The organism is Kitasatospora sp. NPDC057512 (assembly GCF_042802135.1).
GTDB lineage: Bacteria > Actinomycetota > Actinomycetes > Streptomycetales > Streptomycetaceae > Kitasatospora.
In genome coordinates this window covers 1-19,031 of record NZ_JBHVET010000068.1, presented here as the reverse complement: position 1 = coordinate 19,031, position 19,031 = coordinate 1, and the positions used below count along the sequence as shown (strand labels likewise).

Sequence of the window (19,031 nt, the reverse complement as noted above, 5' to 3'; positions counted from 1 at the left end):
CCGGAACCTCCGTCGTTCCCGAACCCTTGAAGGGCGTCTCCGGGCCCTAGAAGGGCAGCACCGGCTCCTTGCGCCCGCCGCCCAGCAGCCGCTCCAGCGCCCCCTCCACGTCGCCCCGCCAGGAGAGCGTGGTCCGCGCCTCCAGCCGCAGCCGCGGGTAGCGCGAGTGCGGGCGGACGGTCCTGAAGCCGACCGCGAGCAGGTGGTCGGCCGGCAGCACGCAACTGGTCGGCACCCGCCCGGACGAGCCGAAGGCCTCGATCGCCCGCACCCCGCGCCCGATCAGGTCCTTGGCCACGGTCTGCACCAGCACCCGGCCGATCCCCTGGCGCTGGTAGCCCGGCAGCACCCGGCTGACCATCAGCTGAACGGCGTCGGGCGAGACCGGGCTGGTCGGGAAGGACTGCGAGCGGGGGACGTAGGCGGGCGGCGCGTACAGCACGAACCCGGCGGGCCGGTCGTCCACGTAGACGATCCGGCCGCAGGAACCCCACTCCAGCAGCACGGTGGAGATCCACCCCTCCTTCTCCAGCTCCGGCTTGCCCGACTCCACCGCTTCCTTTGCACTGACCGGGTCCAGCTCCCAGAACACGCAGGAGCGGCAGCCGGTCGGCAGGTCCCCGAGGTTGTCCAGTGTCAGCGGAACGATCCGCCGTCCCATGGCCGCACCTCCTCCTCCCTCTCACGGTCGAGCATTCCCCCACGAACGCCGATGGGTGCATGTTTCACGTGAAACAGCGCTCACGTGGAACACGCACCCATCGGGTCGTCGCCCTCGGCCGGCCGGGCCGGCTCAGCCCTGCGACAGCCGCAGACCGTCCTCCCCCGGGGCCATGCTGTCCAGGATCCGGTTCAGGTCCTCGACCGAGCCGAACTCCAGCACCACCTTGCCCTTGCCCAGCCTGCCGCCGCGCTGCGACACCTCGACCTTGACCCGGGTGTCGAAGCGGTCGGACAGCCGGCTCGCCAGGTCGTTGAAGGCCGGGGAGTTCAGCTTGCCCGCCTTCGGCGCCTGGCGCCGGGGCTGCTCCGGCTCCTCCGAGCGCATCAGCACGACGAGCTCCTCGACGTTGCGCACCGTGAGGCCCTCGGCGATCACCCGCGCGGCCAGCCGCTCCTGCTGCTCCGGGTCCGACAGGCCGAGCAGCGCCCGGGCGTGCCCGGCCATCAGCGTCCCGGCCACCAGCCGGGTCTGCACGGACGGCGGGAGCTTCATCAGCCGCAGGGTGTTGGAGACGTGCGTCCGCGAGCGGCCGATCCGATCGGCCAGCTCCTCGTGGGTGCAGGAGAAGTCCCGCAGCAGCTGGTCGTAGGCGGCGGCCTCCTCCACCGGGTTCAGCTCGGCGCGGTGCAGGTTCTCCAGGAGGGCGTCCAGCAGCAGCTTGTCGTCCTCGGTGGCCCGGACGATCGCCGGGATCCGCTCCAGCCCGGCCTCCCGGGAGGCGCGCCAGCGGCGCTCGCCCATGATCAGCTCGAAGCTGTCCACGCCGACCTGGCGGACCACGATCGGCTGGAGCAGACCGACCTCCTTGATGGAGGTGACCAGCTCGGCCAGCTTGTCCTCGTCGAAGACCTCACGCGGCTGGCGCGGGTTGGGGGTGATCGCGTCCAGCGGCAGCTCGGCGAAGTAGGCGCCGGCCGGCTGTGCCTGCTCGGCCCGCTTCTCGGCGGCCGCCCTGGCCGCCACCGTGCCGCGGACACTCGGCAGCGGCGCCACCGGGGCCGGTGCGGGCACGGCTGCCGCAGGCTTCGCCCCCGCCCCGCCGTCCACCGGCGCGGCGGGGCGGATCAGCGCCTCCAGCCCTCGACCCAGACCAACCCTGCGAGCACTCACTGATGACCCTCCGTCGTACCGTGCTGTGCCACCGGGGCACCGTGCCCCTGCTGGCCGTCCCGCTGCTGACCCACCAACGAGCCGCCCGGGCCCACCGCACGCTGCGCGAGCTCGCGGGCGGCCTCCAGGTAGGAGAGCGCCCCGGTCGACCCCGGGTCGTAGGTGAGCACCGTCTGCCCGTAACTGGGCGCCTCCGAGATGCGCACCGACCGCGGGATCGCCGTGCTCAGCACCTCTTGGTGGAAGTGGGTCCGGACCTCCTCGGCGACCTGGGCGGCCAGCCTGGTCCGGGCGTCGTACATGGTGAGCAGGATGGTCGACACGTGCAGTGCGGGGTTGAGGTGCGCGCGCACCAGCTCGACGTTGCGCAGCAGCTGGCCGAGGCCCTCCAACGCGTAGTACTCGCACTGGATCGGGATCATCACCTCCTGGCCGGCGACCAGGGCGTTGACCGTCAGCAGGCCCAGCGAGGGCGGACAGTCGATCAGGATGTAGTCGAGCGGCTGCTCGTAGGCGGTGATGGCGCGCTGGAGCCGGCTCTCCCGGGCCACCAGGGAGACCAGCTCGATCTCGGCGCCGGCCAGGTCGATGGTGGCGGGGACGCAGAACAGCCCCTCGACGTCGTGCACCGGCTGCACCACGTCGGCCAGCGGCTTGCCCTCCACCAGGACGTCGTAGATGGACGGCACCTCGGCGTGGTGGTCGATGCCGAGCGCCGTGGAGGCGTTGCCCTGCGGGTCGAGGTCGACGACCAGGACGCGCAGGCCGTGCATGGCGAGGGAGGCGGCCATGTTCACGGTGGTGGTGGTCTTGCCCACCCCACCCTTCTGGTTGGCGACCACGATCACCCGGGTGGCGGCCGGCCGGGGCAGTCCCTCACCCGCTCGGCCGATCGCCCGGACCGCGGCCTGGGCGGCCCGCGCGATGGGCGTGTCATCGATCTGGTCGACGGTCTCCGAGTCCTGCATGGGGGTCAGTGTTTCACGTGAAACCGGAGCGGCAACAGTCGCCGCCCGGTCACGGCGGAGGATGCCCGAGAGCAAGGAGCGACGTTTCACGGGAAACACCATGCCCGCTATGCCGGAAATCTGACGTTGCGACACTCCGGTGTCCCTGGGGGCACCTCCGGGCCGAAGGCCGGGGCCGTCGACCCCACCGACACCCGAACGACGACGGGCGGACGTTCCCCCCTCGCAGGAGGCCCGTCCGCCCGTGGTCGTCAGGTGCCCGACGTTCCGCCCGATCAGCGGCCGCGGCGCCGTCCGCCCCGGCCGCGCTCGCCGTTCCGGACGCTCGCGGTGCGGCCCGCCCGGGCCGCCTTGGCGCGCCGGGTGGCCGCCTTCACCCCGCCGGGGCTCTCCCCCGCCTTCACCTGGACCACCCGGGTCGAGGTCTCCAGGGTGCCCTCGCCGACGGCGATGACGCTCCACTCGACCGCACCCAGCTTGGCCAGCCCGGCCCGCGAGTCGGCCAGCTCCTGCTCCGCGCTGTCGCCCTTGAGCGCCAGCATCTGCCCGTGCGGGCGCAGCAGCGGCATGCCCCAGCCGGCCAGCCGCTCCAGCGGCGCCACCGCCCGCGCGGTCACCACGTCCACCGCGAGCTTGCCGACCATCTCCTCGGCGCGGCCGCGCAGCACCGTGACGTTGTCCAGCCCCAGCTCCCGGACGACCTCCTCCAGGAAGGTGGTCCGGCGCAGCAGCGGCTCCAGCAGCGTCACCGAGACGTCCGGACGGGCCAGCGCCACCGGGATGCCCGGCAGGCCGGCCCCGGAGCCGACGTCGCACAGGGTGATGCCGGAGGGCAGCAGCTCGGCCAGCACCGCGCAGTTCAGCACGTGGCGGTCCCAGAGCCGGGGCACCTCGCGGGGCCCGATCAGCCCGCGCTGCACGCCCGCGGTGGCCAGCAGCTCGGTGTAGCGGACCGCGGCGTCGTAGCGCTCCCCGAAGACCTCCCGGGCGACGGCCGGTGCCTCGCCAGGGTGCTCCAGCTCGGTGGCCCGCCCCTCAGCGGCCGGGTCCACGTCCGCCCCCGGCCGGCCGGCAGCCGCGTTCTCCGTGTCCATCTCGACCTCTCCGATCCCCGGATCCACCGACCCGCTCAACGCACTGTTTCACGTGAAACATCCCAGAAGGGACGACGACCCCGCCCGCACGAGGCGGACGGGGTCGCGTCCGGTGAAGCTCTCCGGCCGCCGTGGCGGCCGGTCGTCGACCTGTCGGCCTCAGACCGGCAGCACGACCACGCACCGCTGGGGCTCTTCGCCCTCGGACTCGCTGCGCAGGCCGGCCGCGGCGACCGCGTCGTGGACGACCTTGCGCTCGAAGGGAGTCATCGGCCGCAGCTTGACCTGCTCGCCGCTGCTCTTGGCCTGCTCGGCGGCCTGGGCGCCGAGCACCGCCAGCTCCTCGCGCTTGCGGGCCCGGAAGCCGGCAATGTCCAGCATGAGGCGGCTGCGCTCGCCGGTCTCCCGGTGGACAGCCAACCGGGTCAGCTCCTGGAGGGCCTCCAGCACCTCGCCGTCCTGGCCGACCAGGCGCTGCAGCGCACGGTCGTTGCCGTCGCTGACGATGGAGACCAGGGCGCGGTCGCCCTCGACGTCCATGTCGATGTCACCGTCGAGGTCCGCGATGTCGAGCAGACCCTCCAGGTAGTCCGCCGCGATGTCGCCCTCCTGCTCCAGGCGGGAGATGAGGCTCTCGTCGGCGCTGGCGGCGGCCTCGGCCTCGACGGCGGAGGTGGTGCCTTCCGTCACTGATGGACTCCTTCGGAGATGGGCCCGTCTGTCGGGCCGGGGACGAAGCTCTTCGCGGCGGTCACAACGGGCTCGGGACCGGTCAGGACTTCTTCTTCGGCCGCTGGCCGCCACCGCGCTTCGGCTGCTGCCGGGTGCCCTGCTTGGTACCGGCGGGCTTCGCCGCGGTCTGCTTGCCGGCCGCCGGCTTGGCACCGGAGTCGGACGGCACGCTGTCGGACGGAGCCGTGTCGGCGGCCTCCTCGGCCGCGGCGTCCTTGTCCGGCTCGCCGGTCGGCTGTCCGGCACCGGACTGCTGGCGCTGGGCCTTGGTCTGCCGACGGGGCTGCTGGCGGCGCGCCTGCACCGACTCCTCGACCACCGCGGCGGCGCTGGCCGCCTCGCTGACGGCCGCCTTGGACGGGGGCAGCATGCCCCAGAGCGCGCCCTTGATCTCCGTACCGTCCGGACGCAGCCGGCCGGCCTTCTTCAGACGGGCCTGACGCTCCTCGAAGGCCTTGCTGCCCGGGGTCGGGTTGTTGTGGATCACGACCAGCTGCTGGCCCATCGACCAGACGTTGGTGGTCAGCCAGTAGACCAGGACACCGACCGGGAAGTTGATGCCCATCACGGCGAACATGATCGGGAAGACGTACATCAGCATCTTCTGCTGCTGCATGAACGGCGTCTTCACCGTGAGGTCGACGTTCTTGGTCATCAGCTGGCGCTGGGTGACGAACTGCGACAGCGACATCAGGATGATCATCACGGCGGTGACGATCTTGACGCTGGTCTCGCTGCTGCCGACGAAGGTCGCGGAGAGCGGAGCACCGAAGATGTGCGCCTTGCCGGCGCTCACCAGCAGGTCACCGTGGATGACGCCGATGTCCTGGCCCTTGGCGACCTTGGCGAGCACCCCGTAGAGGGCGGTGAAGAACGGCGCCTGCACGATGATCGGAAGGCAGCTGGAGAACGGGTTGGTACCCGCCTCCTTGTACAGCTTCATCATCTCTTCGGACTGGCGCTGCCGGTCGTTCTTGTAGCGCTCCTGGATGGCCTTCATCTTCGGCTGGATCGCCTGCATGGCCCGGGTCGCCTTGATCTGCTTCACGAAGAGCGGGATCAGGCAGATCCGGATGACGACCACCATCGAGGCGATGGCGAGACCCCAGGCCCAGCCACCGTCCGGGTTGAAGATGTGGCTGTACAGCGAGTGGAACTGGACGATGATCCAGGACACCGCTGTGTACAGGGGATTCAGGAAGGAGAAGGTCACCGGTCAGGCTCCTTGGACAGGTGGATTGGCCGCACGGGGCCAATGGTCGCCGGGCCCTCGGGGTCCGGACCGGCGGGGGTGGCGGTCACCGGGTCTCCGGTCGCGGACCGGCTCTTCAACCAGTCTCGCAACCGCCGGTGCCACACCGGATGCTTGCGCGGCGGGACGTGATCGACCCCGCCGGGCGTCCACGGATTGCAGCGCAGGATGCGCCACACGGTCAGTCCGCCGCCCTTGACCGCTCCGTGCACCTTCACGGCCTCGTAGCCGTAGTGCGAGCAGGAGGGGTAGTAACGGCAGACCGGACCGAGCAGCGGGCTGATGGTCCACTGGTAGACCCTGATCAGACCCATCAGCAGGTACTTCATCGACCTGCTCCCGTCGGCGCCGTGGCGGCGGGCTCCGTCCTCAGCAACCGCTTCAGTGCCGCGTCCAGGTCACGTTCGAGGTCCTGGTACGAGGCGGTCGCGGCCTGGGGCAGCGCACGCACCACTATCAGGCTACCGGCGGGCAGCCTGGAGAGACGATCACGAACGAGATGGCGCAACCGGCGCTTGACCAGGTTGCGGACGACCGCCGGGCCAACGGCCTTGCTCACGACGAAACCCGCACGCGCCGAAGGAGTCCCCTCGGCGACGTGCGGGCGGGAGTCGCTGGTCCGGTCGGTCTGCCCCTGCGGGTCACCGTCTCTGCTGAGATGGACGACCAGAAGGGGCCGGCCGGCCCGGCGACCGCGTTTCACCGCGGTCGCGAAGTCCTGGCGCCGCCGCAGCCGATTCTCGGAGGGCAGCACAACAGACTCTGGCGCGGATCAGGCGGACAGGCTGGCGCGGCCCTTGCCACGGCGGGCGGCCAGGATGGCGCGGCCGGCGCGGGTACGCATACGCAGCCGGAAGCCGTGGGTCTTCGCGCGGCGACGGTTGTTCGGCTGGAAGGTGCGCTTGCTCACTCGGGGGCTCCTGAGGTGAATCGTAGGATGACGGGGAATCGCTTGGCCGTCACCGTGCGTCCGCGTGATCTCCCCTGATTCGGAAATCCGGCCCATCGCCCCAGTTCGGCTGGGGTTTGAGGCAATCCACGGCGCCCGTGCTGCGCGCCTTATGGAGCGGGTGGACCCGCGGACATGCGGCAGCGGCCATCGACAACTCGACCTGGTTACGGTACGCGGGACGGGGCACGGGGGTCAAACCAGCCCTCGGCCGCCCGTCTTACCCACAGCCTGTGGACAACGACTTGATCCGTCCCTGTTCGCTGACTACCGTTGCAGAACTTGTCTGGTTTGTTCTTGGAAAGCGTGCACCAGTGGCTGATGTCAACAGCGACCTCGTCCCGGTCTGGGCCAGGGTCGTCGAGCGGCTGGTCGCCGACCCCGATGTCGGGGAGATGGACAAACAGTGGGTGCAGCGCACCCAGCCGATGTGGATGATGCACGACACCGCCCTGCTGGCGACCCCGAACGAGCGGGCCAAGCAGGTGCTGGAGGGCCGGCTGCTGCCGCAGCTGACCGAGGCCCTCAGCCGTGAGCTCAGCCGCCCGGTCCGGATCGCCGTGATGGTCGACGCCAACGCGGTGCCGACCACCCCCGCGCCCGCCCCCCAGGCCCCCGCCGAGCCCTATCCGGGCCCGGCCGAGGACGTCGACACCCCCGACTACGGCGGCCAGGGCTACCAGCAGCCGTACGAGCACGGCCAGCCCTACGAGCAGGCACAGCCGTACGAGCAGGGCCAGGGGTACGAACAGGACTACGAGCGCCCCCGCTACGACACCGGCGGCTACGAGCAGCGCCAGGCCCCGTACGGCGGCCCCGGCGGCGGCCCCGGCTGGCAGGGCTACCAGGAGCAGCCGCCCGGCTACCGCGACGCGGAGGAGCCCGCGCCCCGTCCGGCACCGCGGCCCGTACCCGGCCCGCCCGCGACCACCCAGGGCGACCTCTTCGGCGGCGCCTACGGCCCCGGCCCGAACGAGCAGCCCCGCACCGGCGCCGGCCGCCGGGCCGGCGGCTCCCGCCCCACCGGCGGCCGCCCGGCCGAGAAGGCCGCCCCGGAGCGCTCCGCCGAGCGTCCCGGCGTCCCCGGCGTGCCCGCCCCGCCCGGCGCTCCCCCGGCCGGCGGCTCCCGCAAGGACGAACCGGCCGCCCGGCTGAACCCCAAGTACCTGTTCGACACCTTCGTCATCGGCGCCAGCAACCGCTTCGCGCACGCGGCGGCGGTGGCGGTCGCCGAGGCCCCGGCCAAGGCGTACAACCCGCTCTTCATCTACGGCGAGTCCGGGCTGGGCAAGACCCACCTGCTGCACGCCATCGGGCACTACTCGCGCAGTCTCTTCCCGGGCACCCGGGTGCGCTACGTGTCCTCGGAGGAGTTCACCAACGAGTTCATCAACTCGATCCGGGACGGCAAGGCGGACACCTTCCGCCGCCGCTACCGGGACATGGACATCCTGCTCGTGGACGACATCCAGTTCCTCGCGAGCAAGGAGTCCACGCAGGAGGAGTTCTTCCACACCTTCAACACCCTGCACAACGCGAACAAGCAGATCGTCCTCTCCTCGGACCGGCCGCCCAAGCTGCTGACCACGCTGGAGGACCGGCTGCGCAACCGCTTCGAGTGGGGTCTGATCACCGACGTCACCCCGCCGGAGCTGGAGACCCGGATCGCGATCCTGCGCAAGAAGGCGATCCAGGAACAACTCAACGCTCCCGCCGACGTGTTGGAGTTCATCGCCTCCCGGATCACCCGCAACATCCGGGAGTTGGAGGGCGCGCTGATCCGGGTGACCGCCTTCGCCAACCTCAACCGGGCCCCGGTGGACCTGGAGTTGGCCGGGATCGTCCTCAAGGACCTGATCCCGGGCGGGGACGAGGACGCCGGCCCGGAGATCACCGCGCAGGTCATCATGCAGCAGACCGCCGCCTACTTCGGCCTGGGCGTGGACGACCTCTGCGGATCCTCGCGCAGCCGGGTGCTGGTGACGGCCCGGCAGATCGCGATGTACCTCTGCCGCGAGCTCACCGACCTCTCGCTGCCGAAGATCGGCGCGCAGTTCGGCGGCCGCGACCACACCACGGTGATGCACGCGGACCGCAAGATCCGCTCGCTGATGGCCGAGCGGCGCTCGATCTACAACCAGGTCACCGAACTCACCAACCGCATCAAGAGCTAGCCGGAGCCGCGCAGCGGGCCCAGAGGGCGTCAGGAGCGAATCCTGACGCCCTTTCTCGTGTCCACAGGTGTGGGTCCCGCGCCGGCTGGGCAGGGATGCCCTCGACGGACGGTCCGCCAGTCCACAGCCCGCGCCGAACAACTGACCGGTGATTCGAAACCCGGGAGCGCGCAAGGCCGTTGTCCACAGGACGGGCCCCTCCTCCACCGTCCACAGGGTGGGGAGTGCGGAGTTATCCAGAATTCGTCCACAGGCCCGTCGCCGCTACGCTCTTCCGCGCAGGTCAGGTGCCTGTGGACTTGTGCACAACGGTTATCCACAGGGTGTGGACAATTGACGGGTCCCCAGTGGGCCGTCCGGGTTATCCACCGGTTGTCCCCAGGGGAGGGCCGGTTATCCCCAGGTTGTCCACAGCGGCGTCCACAGTTCGACAACCGTGGGCTGGCGTTCATACCCTGGTGTGAAAGGCGTCACGTAAAGTTGACCGGCGCCCGTGGATAACCGGGCCCGGATCTGGGGACAGCCCTGGGGATAACCTGTGGATACCCTGCGTGCCCTGTGGGTAACGCTCGGCTGTCCACAGCGCGGCCTGCCCGTCCACAGCCGCCGTCCACACCCTCTGTGGACAAAATTCGGGCTCTGACCTGCGGAAACGGGGTTATCCACGGTTTCCACAGGCCCTACTACTACCACTACACATTTAGACCCCGGACTTGCTTTCAAAGTGGGTGGGCCCCGAATCTGTGGACAACCGGGCCCCGACAACAGTTCGGGTCGCTTCCGCCCGTCTGCCCCGTCTGTCGGCTGAGTACGTCAGACTGTCCTTGCGACTGGAAGCGGAGTGACCGAGCTCGGTGGACAGCCGAACCGACGATCAAGATCAGACGAACCAGAGTGCGAGCGGGAGCGCTCGATCCAGGAGGCGGTTACCGGTGAAGTTCCGGGTGGAGCGTGACGTCCTCGCGGAGGCGGTGGCCTGGGCTGCCCGCAGCCTCCCGGCACGGCCGCCGGTGCCGGTGCTGGCCGGCCTGCTGCTGACCGCGCAGGAGGGCAGCCTGGCGCTGTCCGGCTTCGACTACGAGGTCTCGGCCCGGGTCGAGCTGGAGGCGGACGTCGAGGAGGCCGGCACCGTCCTGGTCTCCGGCCGGCTGCTGAACGACATCTCCCGCAACCTCCCCAACCGGCCGGTGGAGATCTCCACCGACGGCCAGCGGGTCAGCGTGGTCTGCGGCAGCTCCCGGTTCACCCTCCCCACCCTCCCGGTGGACGAGTACCCCGCGCTGCCCCAGATGCCGACCGCCACCGGCACCGTCTCCGGTGACGTCTTCGCCTCGGCCGTCAGCCAGGCCGCGGTCGCCGCCGGCCGGGACGACACCCTCCCGGTGCTCACCGGTGTCCGGGTCGAGATCGAGGGCGACCGGATCACCCTGGCCGCCACCGACCGCTACCGCTTCGCCGTCCGCGAGCTGCTGTGGAAGCCCGAGCAGTCGGACATCTCCGCCGTCGCGCTGGTCCCCGCCAAGACCCTCCAGGACATCGCCAAGTCCCTGGGCAGCGGCGACAACGTCTCCATCGCGCTCTCCTCGGGCGGCGCGGGCGAGGGCCTGATCGGCTTCGAGGGCGCCGGCCGCCGGACGACCACCCGGCTGCTGGAGGGCGAGTTCCCCAAGTTCCGCAGCCTCTTCCCGACCGAGTTCAACGCGATCGCCGCGATCCAGACCCAGCCCTTCCTGGAGGCGCTCAAGCGCGTCTCGCTGGTCGCCGAGCGCAACACCCCGGTCCGCCTCAACTTCGAGGAGGGCGTGCTGACGCTGGAGGCCGGCTCGGGCGACGACGCCCAGGCCACCGAGCGGATCGAGGCCTCCCTGGAGGGCGACGCCATCTCGATCGCGTTCAACCCGGGCTACCTGGAGGAGGGCCTCAAGGCCATCGACTCCCCCTTCGCCCAGCTCAGCTTCACCACCCCGACCAAGCCCGCGCTGCTCAGCGGCAAGGTCTCGGTGGACGCCGAGGAGGACAAGGCCTACCAGTACCTGATCATGCCGGTCCGCCTCTCCGGCTGATCCCGTCCCGCCCTTCGTCCACAGGCTGTGCACACCCGCTGTGCACAGCCTGTGGACGTCTCCCCCGCCCGGCCCCGACCGCAGACGGCCGGGGCCGCTCCAGCGCGTAGGCTCAAGGAGTGCGGCAACGGCGCCGCCGGCAGGCACGTCACCACAGGTAAGGACTTGGTCATGGAGCTCGGCCTCATCGGTCTCGGCAAGATGGGCGGCAACATGCGCGAGCGGATCCGCCGCGCCGGCCACACCGTCATCGGTTACGACCGCAACCCGGACATCTCCGACGTCGACAGCCTCCAGGAGCTCGTCACCAAGCTCCAGGGCCCGCGCGTGGTCTGGGTCATGGTCCCGGCGGGCGCCGCCACCCAGGCGACCGTCGACGAGCTCGCCGAGCTGCTCTCCCCCGGCGACGTGGTGGTCGACGGCGGCAACTCCCGCTGGACCGACGACGTCAAGCACGCCGAGGCGCTGGCCGCCAAGGGCATCGGCTTCGTGGACTGCGGCGTCTCCGGCGGCGTCTGGGGCCTGGAGAACGGCTACGCGCTGATGTACGGCGGCGACGCCGAGCACGTCGCGAAGGCCCAGCCGGTCTTCGACGCCCTCAAGCCCGAGGGCGAGTTCGGCTCGGTGCACGCGGGCGCGGTGGGCGCCGGCCACTTCGCCAAGATGGTCCACAACGGCATCGAGTACGCGATGATGCAGGCCTTCGCCGAGGGCTGGGAGCTGCTGGAGGCCGCCCCCGAGGTCACCGACGTGCGCGACGTCTTCCGCAGCTGGCAGGAGGGCACCGTCATCCGCTCCTGGCTGCTGGACCTGGCCGTCCGCGCCCTGGACGAGGACGAGCACCTGGACAAGCTGCGCGGCTGGGCCGCCGACTCCGGCGAGGGCCGCTGGACCGTCGAGGCCGCGATCGACCACGCCGTTCCGCTGCCGGCGATCACCGCCTCGCTGTTCGCCCGCTTCGCCTCCCGCCAGGAGGACTCGCCGCAGATGAAGATGATCGCCGCGCTGCGCAACCAGTTCGGCGGCCACGCGGTCGAGTCCAAGTAACCAGCAGGTCCTCCCCAAGAAGGCGGGCGCAGTCCACAGCCATGCACGTCGCGCACCTGTCGCTCGCCGACTTCCGGTCGTACGCCCGGGCCGAGGTTCCCCTCGACCCGGGCGTGACCGCCTTCGTGGGACCCAACGGCCAGGGCAAGACCAACCTGGTCGAGGCGATCGGCTACGTGGCCACCCTGGGCAGCCACCGGGTCGCCACCGACGCCCCGCTGATCCGGCTGGGCGCCGAGCGGGCGGTGGTCCGCACCTCGGTGGTGGACCGCGGCCGGGCCACCCTGATCGAGCTGGAGCTCACCCCGGGCAAGGCCAACCGGGCCCGGATCAACCGCTCCGACAACGTCCGCCCGCGGGACGTCCTGGGGCTGCTGCGCACCGTGCTGTTCGCCCCCGAGGACCTCAGCCTGGTCAAGGGCGACCCGGGTGAGCGGCGGCGCTTCCTGGACGAGCTGCTGACCGCCCGGGCACCCCGGCTGGCCGGGGTGCGGCAGGACTACGAGCGGGTGCTCAAGCAGCGCAACGCCCTGCTGAAGACCGCCGCGATGGCCCGCCGGGCCGGCGGCGGCAAGGGCGCCGACCTGTCCACCCTGGAGGTCTGGGACGGCCATCTGGCCCGCGCGGGCGCCGAGTTGACGGCCTTCCGGATCCAGCTGGTGGCCGCCCTGCAGCCCTTGGTGGCGGCCGCGTACGGGCAGTTGGCCCCCGGCGGCGGCGAGACCGCCCTGGAGTACCGCAGCTCCTTCGAGGGCGAGCTGCCGACCAGTCGCGAGCAGGCCGAGGAGCAGCTGCTGAACGCGCTGCAGGCGGTCCGCAAGCAGGAGGTCGAGCGCGGCGTCACCCTGGTCGGCCCGCACCGCGACGAGCTGGGGCTCAAGCTCGGCCCGCTGCCCGCCAAGGGCTACGCCAGCCACGGCGAGTCCTGGTCGTTCGCGCTGGCGCTGCGGCTGGCCTCGTACGAGCTGCTGCGCGCCGACGGCGGCGAGCCGGTGCTGATCCTGGACGACGTGTTCGCCGAGCTGGACGCCGCCCGCCGGGACCGGCTGGCCGAGCTGGTGGCCGGCGGCGAGCAGGTGCTGGTGACCGCGGCGGTCGCCGAGGACGTGCCGAAGGCGCTGGCCGGCGCCCGGTTCGCGGTCTCCGACGGTGCGGTGCGCCGGGTCGACGCCTGATCGCGCCCCCGCGCCCGCACCACCTCACACCCCTCCACCCGCACCACCACACCGCCGTCACCGGACCGCGACCGCTTCCGCGCACCGCGCGCCCCGGCCCCGGCCCGAGCGGCCCGGCGGCTCCCGTAGGCTGGACGGCTCGGCGGGCGCGCGACCGCGACCGTTGTCCACAGGCTGGGGAAAGGAGATCGCCGTGAGCGAGCCGGCGGAGCACTCCCCCGAGCCCGGGGCCGCCGAGCCCGGTGCCCCGGCGCCGACCGGCGCCGACCTCGCCCGCTCCGCGCTGCGCGCGGCCCGAGCCCAGGCCCGTCAGCGCGGCGAGCAGGTCCGGGAGAAGCGCGAGGCGAAGCGGCACGGCCTGCGCAGCGGCGCCCGCTCGGACGGCCGCGACCCGGTTCCGCTGGGCGCGGCGCTCAACCGGTTGCTGACCGAGCGCGGCTGGGAGTCCTCGGCCGCCGTCGGCGGGGTGATGGGCCGCTGGCCGCAGATCGTCGGCCCGGACATCGCCGCGCACTGCCACCCCTCCTCCTACGACGAGGCCGCCGCGGTGCTCACCGTGCAGTGCGACTCCACCGCCTGGGCCACCCAACTGAGGTGGCTGGCACGGCAGTTGGTGGCCCGTCTGAACCACGAGCTGGGGCACGGGACGGTCCGGACCATCAAGGTGCTCGGCCCCGCGGCGCCCGCCCGCGGCTACGGCCGGCTGCGCGCGCCGGGGAGCAAGGGGCCGGGCGACACCTGGGGCTGACCGGGCGGTCGGACGGCCGGCGGGGGCGCGGATCGGATGGCGATCTTCCGGAACCCCTGACAGCCCTTCCAGGCGCCCTGGGCCCCCCAGGCGAGTATCGGGACATGTCCCGAGGGGATTCAGGGCGGCATATCTGCCCTCAAGGGCTGCCAAACGCCCATCTCTGTCAGTCGTACCGGTAGACTGAAAGCCAAACACTGTTGCTAGTGGCAACCGAGTCGAAACGCTGTGGTCGCACGCCCGCCCGCACGGGGTGGGCATGCGACCCGTGCTGTGCCAGAGAGGGCGCTTCGTGGCCGATTCCGGCAACCCCAGCCAGACCCCAGACCAGTCCGAGCAGGCTTCCTACACCGGTAGCAACATCCAGGTGCTGGAAGGCCTCGACGCCGTCCGCAAGCGCCCCGGCATGTACATCGGTTCGACGGGCGAGCGCGGCCTGCACCACCTGGTGCAGGAGGTCGTGGACAACTCCGTCGACGAGGCGATGGCCGGGCACGCCGACACCATCGACGTCACGATCATGGCCGACGGCGCCATCCGCTGCGTCGACAACGGCCGCGGCATCCCGGTGGACATCGTCCCCGGCCAGGACAAGCCCGCCGTCGAGGTCGTGCTCACCGTCCTGCACGCCGGCGGCAAGTTCGGCGGCGGCGGCTACGCCGTCTCCGGCGGCCTGCACGGCGTGGGCGTCTCCGTGGTGAACGCGCTGTCCACCCGGCTCTCGGTGGAGATCCACAGGGACGGCCACGTCTGGACCCAGGACTACAAGATGGGCGCGCCGACCGCCCCCCTGGTCAAGGGCGCGGAGACCGACCGCACCGGCACCACGGTGACCTTCTGGGCCGACGGCGACATCTTCGAGACCACCGTCTACTCCTTCGAGACGCTCTCCCGGCGCTTCCAGGAGATGGCCTTCCTCAACAAGGGCCTGTCGATCTCGCTGACCGACGAGCGCCCCGAGCACGCGGACGAGGAGGGCAAGCCGCTCTCCGTCACGTACAAGTACGACGGCGGCATCGCCGACTTCGTCGCCCACCTCAACTCCCGCAAGGGCGAGGTCGTCCACCCCTCGGTGATCGACTTCGAGGCGGAGGACAAGGACAAGGCGATCTCGGTGGAGATCGCGATGCAGTGGAACTCCTCCTACACCGAGGGGGTCTACAGCTTCGCCAACACCATCCACACCCACGGCGGCGGCACCCACGAGGAGGGCTTCCGCGCGGCGCTGACCGGCCTGGTCAACCGCTACGCGCGGGACAAGAAGCTGCTCCGCGAGAAGGACGACAACCTCTCCGGCGAGGACATCCGCGAGGGTCTGACCGCGATCATCTCGGTCAAGCTCGGCGAGCCCCAGTTCGAGGGCCAGACCAAGGACAAGCTCGGCAACACCGAGGCCAAGACCTTCGTCCAGAAGGTCGTCCACGAGCACCTCAACGACTGGCTGGACCGCAACCCCAACGAGGCCGCGGACATCATCCGCAAGTCCATTCAGGCCGCCACCGCGCGCGTCGCCGCCCGCAAGGCCCGCGACCTGACCCGCCGCAAGGGCCTGCTGGAGTCCGCCTCGCTGCCGGGCAAGCTCTCGGACTGCCAGTCCAAGGACCCGTCCGAGTGCGAGATCTTCATCGTCGAGGGTGACTCCGCCGGCGGCTCGGCCAAGCAGGGCCGCGACCCGCGCACCCAGGCCATCCTGCCGATCCGCGGCAAGATCCTGAACGTCGAGAAGGCCCGGATCGACAAGGTCCTCCAGAACACCGAGGTCCAGGCGCTCATCTCGGCCTTCGGCTGCGGCATCCAGGAGGACTACGACGAGTCCAAGCTGCGGTACCACAAGATCGTCCTGATGGCCGACGCCGACGTCGACGGACAGCACATCCGCACCCTGCTGCTGACCCTGCTGTTCCGCTTCATGCGGCCGCTGGTCGAGTCCGGGTACGTCTACCTCGCCATGCCGCCGCTGTACAAGATCAAGTGGGGCAAGGACGACTTCGAGTACGCCTACTCCGACCGCGAGCGCGACGCGCTGATCGCGGCCGGGGTGGAGGCCGGGCGCCGGCTGCCCAAGGACGACGCGATCCAGCGCTTCAAGGGTCTCGGCGAGATGAACGCCGAGGAGCTCCGGGTCACCACCATGGACGCCGAGCACCGCCTGCTGCTCCAGGTCACCCTGGAGGACGCCGCCCGTGCCGACGAGCTGTTCTCCGTGCTGATGGGCGAGGACGTCGAGGCGCGCCGCTCCTTCATCCAGCGCAACGCCAAGGACGTTCGCTTCCTGGACGTGTGACGCCTGCACCGCAGGCCCCGCACGTTCCAGTCCGCGTGAAAGGAAACTGACCACCAGTGGTCGACGACAACCGTCCCGAAGGCGAACAGCCCGAGACCCCCGAGCCCGCCGAGGCAACCGCCCAGGCGACGATGCGGATCGAGCCGGTCGAGCTCGAGACCGAGATGCAGCGCTCGTACCTCGACTACGCGATGAGCGTGATCGTCAGCCGTGCGCTGCCCGAGGTCCGCGACGGCCTCAAGCCGGTGCACCGCCGCGTGCTCTACGCGATGTACGACGGCGGGTACCGCCCCGAGAAGGGCTACTACAAGTGCGCCCGCGTCGTCGGCGACGTCATGGGCAACTACCACCCGCACGGTGACACCTCGATCTACGACACCGTGGTCCGCCTGGCCCAGCCGTGGTCGATGCGGATGCCGCTGGTGGACGGCAACGGCAACTTCGGCTCCCCGGGCAACGACCCGGCCGCGGCCATGCGCTACACCGAGTGCAAGATGATGCCGCTGGCCATGGAGATGATGCGCGACATCGACGAGGAGACCGTCGACTTCGCCGCCAACTACGACGGCCGCTCGCAGGAGCCCACCGTCCTGCCCGCGCGCTTCCCCAACCTGCTGGTCAACGGTGCCACCGGCATCGCGGTCGGCATGGCCACCAACATCCCGCCGCACAACCTCCGCGAGGTCGCCTCCGGCGCGCTCTGGTACCTGGAGAACCCCGAGGCCTCCGCCGAGGAGCTGCTGGAGGCCCTGATCGAGCGGATCAAGGGCCCCGACTTCCCGACCGGCGCGCTGATCGTCGGCCGCCGCGGCATCGACGACTACTACCGCACCGGCCGCGGCTCGGTCACCATGCGGGCCGTGGTCGAGGTCGAGGAGATCCAGGGCCGCCAGTGCCTGGTGATCACCGAGCTGCCGTACCAGGTCAACCCGGACAACCTCGCGCTGAAGATCGCCGACCTGGTCAAGGACGGCAAGATCGCCGGCATCGCCGACGTCCGGGACGAGTCCTCGTCCCGCACCGGCACCCGCCTGGTGGTCGTGCTCAAGCGCGACGCGGTCGCCAAGGTCGTGCTGAACAACCTGTACAAGCACACCGAGCTGCAGACCAACTTCGGCGCCAACATGCTGGCCCTGGTCGACGGCGTGCCGCGCACCCTGTCGCTGGACGCCTTCATCCGGCACTGGGTCAACCACCAGGTCGAGGTCATCGTCCGGCGCACCACCTTCCGGCTGCGCAAGGCCGAGGAGCGCGCCCACATCCTGCGCGCCCTGCTGAAGGCCCTGGACCTGATCGACGAGGTCATCGCGCTGATCCGGGCCTCGGCCAGCGCCGACGCCGCCCGCACCGGCCTGATGGGCCTGCTCGACATCGACGAGCTCCAGGCCAACGCGATCCTGGAGATGCAGCTGCGCCGGCTGGCCGCCCTGGAGCGCCAGCGGATCACGGACGAGCACGACGAGCTCCAGCGCAAGATCGACGAGTACAACGCGATCCTGGCCTCGCCGGTCCGCCAGCGGGGGATCATCTCCGAGGAGCTCACCGCGATCGTCGAGAAGTACGGCGACGAGCGGCGCTCGACCCTCATCCCCTCCGACGGCGACCTCTCCATCGAGGACCTCATCGCCGAGGAGGACATCGTCGTCACGATCACCCGTGGCGGCTACGTCAAGCGGACCCGCTCCGACCTCTACCGCTCGCAGAAGCGCGGCGGCAAGGGCGTGCGCGGTGCCCAGCTGAAGCAGGACGACATCGTCGACCACTTCTTCGTGACGACGACCCACAACTGGATCCTGTTCTTCACCAACAAGGGCCGGGTCTACCGCGCCAAGGGCTACGAGCTGCCGGACGCCGGGCGCGACGCCCGCGGCCAGCACGTCGCCAACCTGCTGGCCTTCCAGCCGGACGAGCACATCGCCCAGGTGATGGCCGTGCGGACGTACGAGGACAAGCCGTACCTGGTCCTCGCCACCCGGGCCGGCCTGGTGAAGAAGTCCGCGCTCAAGGACTACGACTCGCCGCGCTCCGGCGGCCTGATCGCGATCAACCTGCGCCAGGACGAGGAGGGCCAGGACGACGAGCTGATCGGCGCCGAGCTGGTCTCCGCCGAGGACGACCTGCTGCTGGTCTCCAAGAAGGCCCAGTCGATCCGCTTCACCGCGACCGACGATGCCCTGCGCCCGACCGGCCGCGCCACCTCCGGCGTCAAGGGCATGGCCTTCCGCGAGGACGACGAACTGCTCTCGATGAACGTCGTCCGTCCGGGCACCTACGTCTTCACCGCCACGGACGGCGGCTACGCCAAGCGCACCGGTGTGGACGAGTACCGTGTCCAGGGACGCGGCGGCTACGGCACCAAGGCGGCGAAGATCGTCGAGGGCCGGGGCTCGCTGGTCGGCGCGCTCGTGGTCGACGAATCCGACGAGATCATGGCGATCACCCTCTCGGGTGGGGTGATCCGTACGAGGGTTTCCGAGGTTCGTGAAACCGGACGTGACACCATGGGCGTCCAACTGATCAACCTCGGAAAGCGCGACGCGGTCGTGGGCATGGCCCGCAACGCGGAGGCCGAGGACGAGGAGACGGCGGAGGACGAGGTGGCGGGTACCGAGTCCACCGAGACGGCCGAGGGAGCGGAGACGGTGGTCGACGGAGACGTCGAGGCCTGAACCGAACCGCAGACCGGTGCCGCCGCGTCCAGAGTATGGATG

General features: G+C 70.8%; 16 protein-coding genes. 7 read left to right on the top strand and 9 right to left on the bottom strand.

Annotation, left to right across the window (positions count from 1 at the left end; translation table 11 throughout):
• Positions 1-46: 46 nt before the first annotated feature.
• The 9 genes from ACFU6K_RS07625 to rpmH form a co-directional block, all read right to left on the bottom strand.
• On the bottom strand, positions 47-661 hold the full coding sequence (locus tag ACFU6K_RS07625) for a GNAT family N-acetyltransferase (protein WP_380661475.1): 615 nt from the start codon (positions 659-661) through the stop codon (positions 47-49).
• 132 nt (positions 662-793) lie between these two features.
• On the bottom strand, positions 794-1,834 hold the full coding sequence (locus tag ACFU6K_RS07620) for a ParB/RepB/Spo0J family partition protein (protein ID WP_380661474.1): 1,041 nt from the start codon (positions 1,832-1,834) through the stop codon (positions 794-796).
• On the bottom strand, positions 1,831-2,802 hold the full coding sequence (locus ACFU6K_RS07615; RefSeq protein WP_380661473.1) for a ParA family protein: 972 nt from the start codon (positions 2,800-2,802) through the stop codon (positions 1,831-1,833). Before ACFU6K_RS07615 ends, ACFU6K_RS07620 begins: the two co-directional genes overlap by 4 nt.
• 275 nt (positions 2,803-3,077) lie before the next feature.
• The gene (gene rsmG, locus ACFU6K_RS07610; RefSeq protein WP_380661472.1) at positions 3,078-3,896 is read right to left on the bottom strand and encodes a 16S rRNA (guanine(527)-N(7))-methyltransferase RsmG; all 819 of its coding nucleotides are present in this window, start codon (positions 3,894-3,896) and stop codon (positions 3,078-3,080) included.
• 159 nt (positions 3,897-4,055) lie between these two features.
• Positions 4,056-4,586: a protein jag gene (locus tag ACFU6K_RS07605; protein WP_380661471.1), complete on the bottom strand. Its 531-nt coding sequence runs from the start codon at positions 4,584-4,586 to the stop codon at positions 4,056-4,058.
• A gap of 82 nt (positions 4,587-4,668) precedes the next feature.
• Positions 4,669-5,841: a membrane protein insertase YidC gene (gene yidC / locus ACFU6K_RS07600; RefSeq protein WP_380661470.1), complete on the bottom strand. Its 1,173-nt coding sequence runs from the start codon at positions 5,839-5,841 to the stop codon at positions 4,669-4,671.
• Positions 5,838-6,209 (bottom strand): membrane protein insertion efficiency factor YidD, encoded by a 372-nt coding sequence (gene yidD / locus ACFU6K_RS07595; RefSeq protein ID WP_049655851.1) that lies wholly within the window; start codon positions 6,207-6,209, stop codon positions 5,838-5,840. The genes yidC and yidD overlap by 4 nt, the downstream gene beginning before the upstream one ends.
• Complete coding sequence (gene rnpA / locus ACFU6K_RS07590; protein ID WP_049655849.1) at positions 6,206-6,634, bottom strand: ribonuclease P protein component; 429 nt, start codon at positions 6,632-6,634, stop codon at positions 6,206-6,208. The genes yidD and rnpA overlap by 4 nt, the downstream gene beginning before the upstream one ends.
• A gap of 18 nt (positions 6,635-6,652) precedes the next feature.
• A complete protein-coding gene (gene rpmH, locus ACFU6K_RS07585) occupies positions 6,653-6,790 on the bottom strand; it encodes a 50S ribosomal protein L34 (protein ID WP_030059672.1) in 138 nt (45 codons plus the stop codon).
• 353 nt (positions 6,791-7,143) lie between these two features.
• Here rpmH and dnaA point away from each other — a divergent pair, with 353 nt between their 5' ends.
• The 7 genes from dnaA (at position 7,144) to gyrA (ending at position 18,989) form a co-directional block, all read left to right on the top strand.
• Positions 7,144-9,003, top strand: coding sequence for a chromosomal replication initiator protein DnaA (dnaA, locus tag ACFU6K_RS07580; protein ID WP_380661469.1), 1,860 nt, complete (start codon positions 7,144-7,146; stop codon positions 9,001-9,003).
• A gap of 932 nt (positions 9,004-9,935) precedes the next feature.
• Complete coding sequence (dnaN, locus tag ACFU6K_RS07575) at positions 9,936-11,066, top strand: DNA polymerase III subunit beta (protein WP_074001900.1); 1,131 nt, start codon at positions 9,936-9,938, stop codon at positions 11,064-11,066.
• A 171-nt stretch (positions 11,067-11,237) separates the two neighbouring features.
• Positions 11,238-12,113 (top strand): phosphogluconate dehydrogenase (NAD(+)-dependent, decarboxylating), encoded by an 876-nt coding sequence (gene gnd, locus ACFU6K_RS07570; RefSeq protein WP_380661467.1) that lies wholly within the window; start codon positions 11,238-11,240, stop codon positions 12,111-12,113.
• A 41-nt stretch (positions 12,114-12,154) separates the two neighbouring features.
• The gene (gene recF / locus ACFU6K_RS07565) at positions 12,155-13,288 is read left to right on the top strand and encodes a DNA replication/repair protein RecF (protein WP_380661466.1); all 1,134 of its coding nucleotides are present in this window, start codon (positions 12,155-12,157) and stop codon (positions 13,286-13,288) included.
• 193 nt (positions 13,289-13,481) lie between these two features.
• Positions 13,482-14,036, top strand: coding sequence for a DUF721 domain-containing protein (locus ACFU6K_RS07560; RefSeq protein ID WP_380661465.1), 555 nt, complete (start codon positions 13,482-13,484; stop codon positions 14,034-14,036).
• A 268-nt stretch (positions 14,037-14,304) separates the two neighbouring features.
• The gene (gene gyrB, locus ACFU6K_RS07555; protein ID WP_380661478.1) at positions 14,305-16,320 is read left to right on the top strand and encodes a DNA topoisomerase (ATP-hydrolyzing) subunit B; all 2,016 of its coding nucleotides are present in this window, start codon (positions 14,305-14,307) and stop codon (positions 16,318-16,320) included.
• 131 nt (positions 16,321-16,451) lie between these two features.
• Positions 16,452-18,989, top strand: a complete 2,538-nt coding sequence (gene gyrA, locus ACFU6K_RS07550) for a DNA gyrase subunit A (protein ID WP_380661476.1) — start codon at positions 16,452-16,454, stop codon at positions 18,987-18,989.
• The last annotated feature ends 42 nt before the right edge of the window (positions 18,990-19,031 follow it).

What these genes read in the sequence shown, in the direction of transcription:
- recF (WP_380661466.1), top strand. Translation starts at nt 12,155, where the DNA reads ATGCACGTCGCGCACCTGTCGCTCGCCGACTTCCGGTCGTACGCCCGG.
- ACFU6K_RS07625 (WP_380661475.1), bottom strand. Translation starts at nt 661, where the DNA reads ATGGGACGGCGGATCGTTCCGCTGACACTGGACAACCTCGGGGACCTG.
- gnd (WP_380661467.1), top strand. Translation starts at nt 11,238, where the DNA reads ATGGAGCTCGGCCTCATCGGTCTCGGCAAGATGGGCGGCAACATGCGC.
- ACFU6K_RS07615 (WP_380661473.1), bottom strand. Translation starts at nt 2,802, where the DNA reads ATGCAGGACTCGGAGACCGTCGACCAGATCGATGACACGCCCATCGCG.
- rsmG (WP_380661472.1), bottom strand. Translation starts at nt 3,896, where the DNA reads ATGGACACGGAGAACGCGGCTGCCGGCCGGCCGGGGGCGGACGTGGAC.
- yidD (WP_049655851.1), bottom strand. Translation starts at nt 6,209, where the DNA reads ATGAAGTACCTGCTGATGGGTCTGATCAGGGTCTACCAGTGGACCATC.
- gyrA (WP_380661476.1), top strand. Translation starts at nt 16,452, where the DNA reads ATGCGGATCGAGCCGGTCGAGCTCGAGACCGAGATGCAGCGCTCGTAC.